General features: G+C 35.4%; 7 protein-coding genes. 1 reads left to right on the forward strand and 6 read right to left on the reverse strand.

Annotated features, from left to right (window positions below; all coding sequences use genetic code 11):
* Positions 1 to 29 precede the first annotated feature (29 nt).
* The gene (locus BZG02_RS17360) at positions 30 to 497 is read right to left on the reverse strand and encodes a nucleoside deaminase (protein ID WP_101263018.1); all 468 of its coding nucleotides are present in this window, start codon (positions 495 to 497) and stop codon (positions 30 to 32) included.
* A gap of 363 nt (positions 498 to 860) precedes the next feature.
* Here BZG02_RS17360 and aspS point away from each other — a divergent pair, with 363 nt between their 5' ends.
* A complete protein-coding gene (gene aspS / locus BZG02_RS17365; protein ID WP_101263019.1) occupies positions 861 to 2618 on the forward strand; it encodes an aspartate--tRNA ligase in 1758 nt (585 codons plus the stop codon).
* Positions 2619 to 2843: 225 nt separating this feature from the next.
* On the opposite strand, the gene lepA is transcribed toward aspS, so the two are convergent.
* The 5 genes from lepA to BZG02_RS17380 all read right to left on the reverse strand — a co-directional run bounded on the left by lepA (position 2844) and on the right by BZG02_RS17380 (position 7160).
* Positions 2844 to 4631, reverse strand: a complete 1788-nt coding sequence (gene lepA / locus BZG02_RS17370; protein ID WP_101263020.1) for a translation elongation factor 4 — start codon at positions 4629 to 4631, stop codon at positions 2844 to 2846.
* Between the two features lie 262 nt (positions 4632 to 4893).
* The gene (locus BZG02_RS17375; RefSeq protein WP_101263021.1) at positions 4894 to 5544 is read right to left on the reverse strand and encodes a CPBP family glutamic-type intramembrane protease; all 651 of its coding nucleotides are present in this window, start codon (positions 5542 to 5544) and stop codon (positions 4894 to 4896) included.
* A 106-nt stretch (positions 5545 to 5650) separates the two neighbouring features.
* Entirely contained in the window at positions 5651 to 5794 is a 144-nt protein-coding gene (locus BZG02_RS20885) for a hypothetical protein (RefSeq protein WP_180335768.1), read from the reverse strand.
* Between the two features lie 10 nt (positions 5795 to 5804).
* A complete protein-coding gene (locus BZG02_RS20890; protein ID WP_180335769.1) occupies positions 5805 to 5948 on the reverse strand; it encodes a hypothetical protein in 144 nt (47 codons plus the stop codon).
* A 354-nt stretch (positions 5949 to 6302) separates the two neighbouring features.
* Positions 6303 to 7160, reverse strand: coding sequence for a hypothetical protein (locus BZG02_RS17380; protein ID WP_101263022.1), 858 nt, complete (start codon positions 7158 to 7160; stop codon positions 6303 to 6305).
* Positions 7161 to 7342: the final 182 nt, after the last annotated feature.

Raw genomic sequence — 7342 nt, forward strand, 5'->3', positions numbered from 1 at the left:
TTCTTTTTACTTTATACTTTCTCATTTTTCTACAAAGACATTCTTTTTCGCGCAAAGAAATCGCGAATTAAGGCTGCACTTTCTTCTTCCATAATGCCCGAAACAACTTCTGTTCTTGGATGCAACGGATTAGGCGAAAAGCGGGTGTATCCTCTTTTATCATCGCTTGCACCGTAAACAATTTTAGAAATTTGCGACCATGCCAACGCACCTGCGCACATATTGCAAGGCTCTAAGCTTACGTATAAAGTACAATCGATTAAATATTTACCACCTAAATAATTGGCAGCGGCAGTAATGGCTTGCATTTCGGCATGTGCTGTTACATCGTTTAATCGTTCGGTAAGATTGTGCGACCGGGCAATTATTCGATTATTACATACCACAACAGCGCCTACAGGAATTTCATCGGCCTCGAAAGCTTTGTATGCTTCCTGCATTGCCTGTTTCATAAAATATTCGTCGGAAAAGGGAGATATGATAGGTTCTTGATTCATATTAGTAAAGATATGAGATGTGAGATTTTAGATGTGAGAAGAAAGACAATACCAAACTATGAATAATAGTTTAAAATGTAGTTCCCCTTTGAAAATAGAATTGAATAATATTCAAGTTTTATACCATTTAAGGTCTATTTTCATTACTTATCGCTAAAATCTAACAATCTATTAATAAAAGCTTATTCAATTTGGCAAATTGTTAGTATTTTCGCAAAGTTAACAAAATAGGAATAAGACCGATTACTAATCAATTATAGACTTTCACTTTATCCGAATGCGGATTTTCGTTGATAATTGACAGTATCCCCAAAATGAGGAACGGTAAACGCCTAATTGGATTGAATCATTAAATGGTATAAGATGTACAGGACTCATACTTGTGGAGAATTAAGAATTCAGAATGCAAACGATACGGTAACGCTTAGTGGCTGGGTGCAAAAAGCTCGTAACCTAGGAGGAATGACTTTTGTTGATCTTCGCGATCGATATGGCATTACTCAATTTGTTTTCGATATGGAAAGCAATGCTGAACTATGCGAAAAGGCCAGAAAACTAGGCCGTGAGTTCGTAGTTGCGATTACTGGAAAAGTTGCCGAAAGACAAAGTAAAAACGATAAAATACCAACAGGAGATGTTGAAATTATTGCTGACCAACTTACTGTTTTGAGTAAATCAATAATTCCTCCTTTTACCATTGAAGACAAGACCGATGGTGGTGATGAATTAAGAATGAAGTTTCGTTACCTGGATTTACGTCGTTCTTGTGTTCGTGAGAATTTAGTATTGCGTCATAAAATGGGCATGGAAGTTCGTAACTATTTGGATCAGTTGAATTTTATTGAAACAGAAACTCCTGTTTTAATTAAATCGACTCCCGAAGGTGCTCGTGACTTTATTGTTCCTTCGAGAATGAATCAGGGTGAATTTTATGCATTGCCACAGTCGCCACAGGTATTTAAACAATTGTTGATGATTTCGGGTTTCGACCGTTACTATCAAATTGTAAAATGCTTCCGCGATGAAGATTTACGTGCCGACCGTCAGCCAGAGTTTACTCAGATTGATTGCGAAATGGCATTTGTTGAGCAGGATGACATTTTAGATACTTTTGAAGGATTAACCAAACATTTATTCAAGAAATTGAAAAATGTGGATATGAACTTTAAATTTCCTCGTCTGGATTATGCCGATGCCATGGAATTTTATGGTAACGATAAGCCGGATATTCGTTTCGATATGAAGTTTGTTGACCTAAGTGTAATTGCTAAGGGAAGTGATTTTAAAGTTTTTGATGAAGCAGAATACATCGGAGCAATTTGTGCTGCCGGATGTGCTACTTATACTCGTAAACAACTAGATGCGCTTACCGATTTTGTGAAAAAACCACAAATTGGAGCCAAAGGATTGGTTTACTTGAGATACAACGAAGATGGTTCGTATAAATCATCGGTTGATAAATTTTACAGCGAAGAGCAATTGCAGAAATGGGCAGAGGCTTGTAATGCAAAACCAGGTGATTTAATCCTAATTTTGGTTGGCGAAAAAGCAAAAACTTTACCTCAGCTAAGCGAATTGCGTTTAGAAATGGGAAATCAGTTAGGCTTGCGCGATAAGAATGTTTATGCTCCGCTTTGGGTTGTTGATTTTCCTCTTTTAGAGTGGGATGAAGATTCAAAACGTTTCCATGCTATGCACCATCCGTTTACTTCGCCTAAAAAAGAAGATCTCCATTTATTGGAAACTGATCCGGGTAAAGTTCGTGCCAATGCTTATGATTTGGTTATTAATGGTGTTGAAATTGGCGGCGGTTCTATTCGTATTCACGACACAGAATTGCAAGCTCGCATGTTCAAGCATCTTGGCTTTACCGACGAAGAGGCACAAGCTCAGTTTGGGTTCTTAATGAATGCATTTAAATATGGTGCACCACCACACGGCGGAATCGCTTTTGGATTTGACCGTTTGGCATCTATGTTTGCAGGTATCGAATCGATTAGAGACGTTATTGCATTCCCTAAAAACAACTCTGGCCGTGATGTAATGATCGATTCTCCATCGCCAATTGCCGAAGCACAAATGGTTGAGTTGGGCTTAGACTACAGAAAGAAGTCGAAATAAAGAGCTTTAAGATATAAGTATCAGCCCCGATCGAATGATCGGGGCTTTTTTTTATCCGTGAAAAAGAGTTACGGAAAAGTGAAAAATAGGACGCAGATTTTTATGAAAGAAATGATAAACACAGATTAGGAGAGACAAAAAAAGCTGTACTAAGAGTAGAACAGCTTTTTAAAAATTTATTGGTCAGAATTAATTCATCATTTCTAATTCATAACTCATAATCGTTTAGTCTAGTTTTAGAACAGCAAGGAAAGCTTTTTGAGGAACTTCCACATTACCAATCTGTTTCATCTTTTTCTTTCCCTTCTTTTGTTTCTCCAAAAGTTTACGCTTACGCGTGATATCACCACCATAACATTTTGCAGTAACATCTTTACGAACCGCTTTTACGGTTTCTCGAGAAATAATTTTTGCTCCAATTGCTCCCTGAATCGCAATATCGAATTGCTGACGAGGAATCAACTCCTTCAATTTTTCGCACATGCGTCGGCCAAACGACTGAGCATTATCGGCATGAATTAAAGTAGACAAAGCATCCACTCCTTCACCGTTCAACAAAATATCCAACTTCACCAATTTAGCTGGTCGAACACCAATTAAGAAATAATCGAAAGAAGCATATCCCTTCGAAATACTTTTTAGTTTATCGTAAAAATCGAATACAATCTCTCCCAATGGCATTTCGTAAGTTAACTCTACACGATCGCTGGTTAAATATTGCTGATTGGTCATTACTCCTCGTTTGCTCATACAAAGATTCATAATAGACCCAGTATATTCCGATTTGGTAATAATTTGTGCCTTTATAAATGGTTCCTCAATAAAATCCAATGAGTTTGGATCCGGCATATCCGATGGATTGTGCATTTCGAATTTATCTCCCTTTTTGGTATGAGCAACGTACGAAACGTTAGGAACCGTAGTAATTACATTCATATCGAACTCGCGATCTAAACGCTCCTGAATAATTTCCATGTGCAACATGCCCAAAAATCCGCAACGAAATCCGAAACCAAGTGCCATTGATGATTCCGGCTCGAAAGTAAGAGAAGCATCATTCAATCTTAATTTCTCCATCGACGCGCGCAAATCTTCGTAATCTTCCGAATCGATTGGATAAACTCCTGCGAAAACCATTGGTTTTACTTCGGCAAAACCATCAATTCCCTCTTTACAAGGTCTATCTCTATGTGTAACGGTATCACCAACTTTTACTTCTGTTGAAGTTTTTATTCCAGATATAATATAACCTACATCACCAGTTTTTAGTGACGCTCTTGGTTCTTGTATCAATCGCAAAACGCCAATTTCGTCTGCTTCGTATTCTTTTTTTGTATTTACGAATTTAACGGTGTCTCCTTTTTTAATTTCTCCGTTCATTACGCGGATATAAGCAACAATTCCTCGAAATGAGTTAAATTCCGAATCGAAGATAAGCGCTTGTAAAGGAGCATCCGGATCGCCGGTAGGTGCAGGCACTCGTGCTACAATTGCTTCCAAAATTTCAGGTACTCCCTCGCCGGTTTTTCCACTGGCAGAAAGAATATCATCTATATCACAACCTAACAAATCCACAATCTGATCTTTTACATCTTCGGGATTTGCATTGGGTAAATCTATTTTGTTTAGAATAGGAATGATCTCCAGATCGTTCTCAATCGCCAAATACAAGTTGGAGATGGTTTGCGCCTGAATTCCCTGCGTTGCATCAACAATCAGCAGTGCGCCTTCGCAGGCAGCAATCGATCGTGATACTTCATAAGAAAAATCGACGTGACCAGGAGTGTCAATCAGATTTAATACGTACTTCTCACCATCTTGCTCATAATCCATTTGTATGGCATGACTTTTAATGGTAATACCCCGTTCGCGTTCTAAATCCATATCATCCAATACCTGAGCTTGTTTCTCACGATCGGTAATGGTATGCGTTACATCCAGCAAGCGGTCGGCCAGGGTACTTTTCCCATGATCAATATGGGCTATGATACAAAAATTACGTATGTTCTTCATCAGTTAACTTCTTTTGTTATTTATGAGTTATAAACTAGAAATTATGAGCCAGAATCGAAATCTCATAAGAATTCAGACCTCTTAACTAATAATTCATAATTCGGTACTGCAAAAGCATTCCCTGTTTAATCCATTGAAAAAGCATTGTTTTTCAATTTATTCACGAGACCAAACAAGCCCTTTCGCATCAACTGACAAAGATATTCAAATCCTTGGAATAATAAGAATTTGGTATTGATGAAAAATAATTTCAAGAACATCTCTATGTAAACAATATCGATAAATTAATCATTGCATGGAATCCTATGGAATAAATAATGCCATAATTTACCCGAATATAACTTAAAAAGAAGCCCATACCCATTTGTGGCAAGGTAAGCAATGGAATAAGAAGAGTTTGATGATATGATTCAAATGAATAGTTATGACCATGTATTAATCCAAAAATTAGAATACTCCCAAAATACAGGTATTTGTAATTCTTCTTTGAATAAATATCAATTATTTTACCCATGTAATTGGAAAACCCTAATGAAATTCCTAAAATAAATATAACTGCGACAATTATTGTAGTTCCTGAATGATTCAAATAAACGCCTGCAAATATATAACACAAACATACTAAGCCAAATAGATAAAAGTGCTTTTTATCTTCCTTCAATAGTAACCTAAAGATAAGTTCTTCGGCTACTGGTGCTATAATTACACCAAGAATCACTTTTTTTAAATAAGACATCCCTACTAAAGAAACATCTAGGATATCAAAACTATAACTTACTAATTTACTAATGCTACTCAAAGGCATTAAGCACAATAACATCAATACATAAAACTGCAAAAAATAAATTGGTTTCCATTGCTTAAAACTAATTGTAAAATCTGGAGCTTTTGAAAATGATAAAATATTTTTCATAAAAACAAGTATTGGGTAGATCAAACAAAAGAATCTACCCAAATAAATAAAAACTCACAAGGCTAAGACTATTAAAAATACTCTTAGCCTTGCTTAAAGATATATTTTATAAAAAACATGCAGCATAAGCTAAACAAAGATCAAGTCCATTGCGAATACTTCTCCCCATATCCTCTCCTAAAGACATAAAATACTCATGATTATTTCCACCATTTATCATTTTCAATTCTAAATCATTTATTTCTTTCATAACATTTCTTTTACAATCCAAAAAAACCTTTAAATATACCAATTAATAATGCCCCATTGCATACTTGAGCCTCGTAGTTATCTGCACTGCAATAGGAAGGACAAGTCGTACCTCCATCAATTACCATCAACTCTTTTTCATTCAAGTCTTTCATTTTACAAAATTTTAAATTATTACTAAATAAAGTTAATTTTGTGCAGGCTTTGCCTTAGCTCGATTAACAGCTTTGTATTTTTGCGAGTACTTCTGTTTTTCGGGCTTTTTCTTTAAACCTACACCTTTTGCATTTACATTGGCCAATATTGAAATACAACAATAAAGATATTATTGTCCACTCTCATAAAAAAGTAGTGAGGCCTTTTTTATTGAAAAACCTCCACTTATTTGTCTGCATTCTTCTTCCGAAACCAGTTTTATCGAATAAGTCACTCTCAAATCAAATTCTTTATTATAATAAGAATTTGGTATTGATGAAAATAAGAGAATATTTTATTCAAATTAATGGAGATTATAAAGAGAATCGAATACCTGCTTTCAAATAAAAGTCATCGGTATCGAAACTGGTTTTCGAAGTTTGTACTCCATCTTCAAAATATTGAATAGCAGAATTTTTTAAAGAAATATCTGTCTTTTTCCGGGTTAAAAAGAATCCCGATTTTTCCTGTATAAATAATCGATCTCGTTCAGAAAGATCAAGCTGATAACCTGCGGAAACAAATAAGCTGTAAAATTTGCGAAATTTAGTTCTCATTCCAAAATCAAAAGAAACGCCCTGTTTTTCCTTTCCTACGTACAAAGCGATTTTATCAGCCCTAAACTTTTTGCCTCCTGCTTTAAATGTCGATTCAGAAGAAAAATTACCGATATGATATCCATCCTGAGAAAAGAAATAGTTTACACCACACATCAGCAAAAGTTGTCTTCCCCGATTAATAAGCGGAGTTTCATAGGCAAAGCCTAAAGATTCCAGTTCGGAAAAATGTGTCCCAATTGATGTCTTTGAATAATAATTGACATCAAAAAAAGGATTTAGCTTATATCCCGTTTTCATCCCAAAGGAAAAAGCCTGTTTGTTTTCAGAATCAAACTCCTTATTAAAATTCTTATTCAAATTTGGAGTGTATAGCATAGAGGCGTTTTCAATTCCTGAAGTCGTTCTTGTTTCAAAATCAACATCAAAATACATCCTAGTTACAATCTCAATTAATTTCTTTTTAAACTGATAGCCTTTAGGCAAAGAATGAGTTTTGCGTAAAAGTTGATATGCATCTTGTGGATTGTACTCCATCAAAGTAGTTAAGGAACTATCTGGCACAATCAGGGTTTCATCTTTCCAGTCAGATTCAGAGTAATTTTTAGCTTTCAAATAAAAAACATCTGTATATTCTGTTTGCTCAGCAAAAGGAATAGGCTTCGCATTCTCTATAATACCCTAAGAAAATTAGACCAGGAGCTTAATTGAAAAATAATGTAAATTAAACTCATGGAAAAAATGAAAAGAACACGTCGTAAATTTAGCTCAACATTTAAAGCAAAAGTTGCAATAGA

Source organism: Labilibaculum filiforme (assembly GCF_002843315.1).
Taxonomy (GTDB): domain Bacteria; phylum Bacteroidota; class Bacteroidia; order Bacteroidales; family Marinifilaceae; genus Labilibaculum; species Labilibaculum filiforme.